The 2,734-nt window shown below is 41.1% G+C and carries 3 protein-coding genes; 2 read left to right on the forward strand and 1 reads right to left on the reverse strand.

Annotated features, from left to right (window positions below):
- A partial coding sequence (locus tag ACOVO2_RS07095; protein WP_421769301.1) for a C40 family peptidase occupies positions 1-461 on the reverse strand: 461 nt, incomplete at its 3' end.
- Positions 462-682: 221 nt separating this feature from the next.
- On the opposite strand from ACOVO2_RS07095, the gene ACOVO2_RS07100 reads away from it, so the two are divergent.
- Together ACOVO2_RS07100 and ACOVO2_RS07105 are read left to right on the forward strand one after the other, a co-directional pair.
- Complete coding sequence (locus ACOVO2_RS07100) at positions 683-1,591, forward strand: M23 family metallopeptidase (protein ID WP_421769302.1); 909 nt, start codon at positions 683-685, stop codon at positions 1,589-1,591.
- A gap of 49 nt (positions 1,592-1,640) precedes the next feature.
- A complete protein-coding gene (locus ACOVO2_RS07105) occupies positions 1,641-2,705 on the forward strand; it encodes a 3-oxoacyl-ACP synthase III family protein (protein ID WP_421769303.1) in 1,065 nt (354 codons plus the stop codon).
- The last annotated feature ends 29 nt before the right edge of the window (positions 2,706-2,734 follow it).

The raw sequence follows: 2,734 nt of genomic DNA on the forward strand, positions 1-2,734 counted from the left end.
CCTTTGCTTGTTGCCGAGTGAATAAATTTTAGTCCTTTGGCGTTAGACTCAACCACAATGCCCACGTGTGAGATTCCACTTTTGGGGCTGCGTCCTCTTCTGAAAAATATCAAATCGCCAGGGAGAGATTCTTTGGTGGCTACATCGTAGCCCAGTTTAAACATTTCGGTGCTACACGCTCCGAGTTTCATACCGAATTTCTTGAAAACATAGCCTACAAAACCCGAACAATCGAAGCCTTTGGCTGCTTTTCCACCACTTTTATAGCGTGTTCCGATAAACTTTTTGGCATACCGCTGAATGTCGTTGGCCAACTTTAAATAAGACTCCTCAAAAGGAGCCTCATTGGCTGATATTGAGACTTTTTTGGAAGGAGAATCGCTAAAAATGCTTGCCTTACTGACAAAATTATTGAGCGATAAAATGACAAACAACGAACCAACAAAATACTTTCTTCGCATACATACAATTTTTGGTTCAGCCACAAAATTAAATAAATGCAAATTAAAATCACCTTAAAATATTGATTGATAGCAGTTTAGTTAAATTTTATCATCGAAAAATTAAATTTTAGCATTAAAAATATTCAATTCTATCAAGATTTTGGGCATTTATGCTCTGTATTGGCCTAAGATTTTGTTAATTTCGTGCCAGAAACAAATGCAGCGACTCGTTGAAAGGAATGATTAAAATTTTTGTTTTTTGTTTTAACTTTCTGTTTTTGCAGAGAGATACCTCTTCCGTTACCCACAAAGAATACCTTAGCGTAATCAATGGCTACAAACAATTATTGGTTGATATTCGAGAATATAAACTCTCGCCGCAGCAAGCTCGTGAGCGTTTTCAAGAAATGATGTTTATCATGAAAAAAGCTCATCCAGCGGCTCGATACGATTCTACCAATGTTCAGATATGTTTTCCGCTTATGGGATTCGATTTTCGGGCAGTTGGTGGGCGTGGTAGCGGATATATTCCTCGTGGATATGATTTATTCGACCAAGCCAAGAAGGGTAGCCACCCAGCTCATGATATTTTCATGAAAGATAAAGACCAAGACTCCCGCGACGACCGCACGGGCGATTATGTGCCAGTTTTATCAACAACTAATGGGGTCGTGATAGCCACCGAAAATGGCTGGCAGGCAGGTAGCGAGTATCGTGGTGGAAATTATATTTGGATTTATGATACTACTAACGGTGGACTCTGGTATTATGCCCATCAACGAGAAATCTATGTAAAAACTGGACAAACCGTGCGAGCGGGACAGAAAATAGCACTCGTTGGTCGAACTGGATTTAATGCTGCCATGCCTCGCTCTGACACGCACCTACACATGACCTATCTGCGAATCGACGATGAGGGAAATCCGTTTCCGGTAAATACTTATGGCTGGCTCAAGCAGGCAACTACGCTGCTCGACCCACGAATTGCGGTTGATTTAGAACCTATTTCGGCAATTGAAGTGGATAAATTGCCCGTAAATATCAAAAAAATGCCAATTATTGAAGCTCCGAAAGTGGCTTTTAGGACCGTTATTCCACTGCAAGACGACGAACCAGAAAGGTCTCGTCGCCGTCGTAAGCGACAATGAACCCCCATTTTACTCAAAGAACAACAAAACCATATTCTAAGCAATAAAATTGAAAACAATCATCAAAGGAACTGGCAGCCACTTGCCCGAGCGAATCATAGAAAACTCATATTTTTTGGATAGACAATTCATGGACGCCAATGGGGTTGTGAATCCAAAACCAGCCGAGGAAATCATCGAAAAACTGGAGGCTATCACAGGTATAAAATCAAGAAGATACATCCCCGAAAAAGGTGATTCGGTGCCATTGATGGTTGAAGCTTCAAAAGATGCCATTGCTGATGCAGGAATTGATAAAAACCAAATTGATGGAATAATTGTGGCACACAATGCGGGCAATATGCTCGAAGGAATGCAGGGTTTTCATACGGTGCCAAATATGGCGGCATTGCTCAAAAATAAATTGGAAATCAGTAATCACGAATGTTTTGCCTACGATTTGCTTTTTGGCTGCCCTGGTTGGTTGCAGGGAATCATTCAGGCACATCAGGCAATTCAGATGGGCGATGCTACCAATGTTTTAGTAGTAGGAATTGAGGTTGCCTCACGCTTGCTCGACCCGCACGATTTAGACTCGATGATTTTGGCCGATGGCTGTGGTGCGGCGGTTATTTCTTCTGCTGATGCTGAAAATACGGGAATCGTTTCCTACGCTACCTACTCACACGCCCAAGAAGATGTGGCATGTATTTATTTGAGTGGTTCGTATAATAAAGAGCTAAAAAATCCGACTTTGTTTAAGATGAATGGCAAAGATGTCTATAAATATGCTACTGTTTGGGTGCCAAAGGTTATCAAAAAAGCACTCGACAAAGCCGGTTTAAATGCGTCAGATGTTGATATGTTTTTGTTTCATCAAGCCAATGGTAAGATGCTCCACGCTTTTGCCAATAATTTGGCTCAAATGTATAATATCGAAGGCTTATCTTTTGAAGGAAAAATTCCGACAACGATTGAATTTACAGGAAATACATCGGTGGCCACCATACCAACAATGCTTGATTTGATTCGCAAAGGTGAGTTAGAAAACTATCAAATAAAAGCAGGAATGAAAGTGGTGATGGCATCTGTCGGAGCAGGAATGCACTGTAATGCAATCGTTTATCAATTCTGATATATGGAGCGAAGTTCCGACTTCGCTCT

The sequence above is a fragment of the Emticicia sp. genome (assembly GCF_049241225.1).
In the GTDB taxonomy this organism is placed as follows: Bacteria; Bacteroidota; Bacteroidia; order Cytophagales; family Spirosomataceae; genus Emticicia.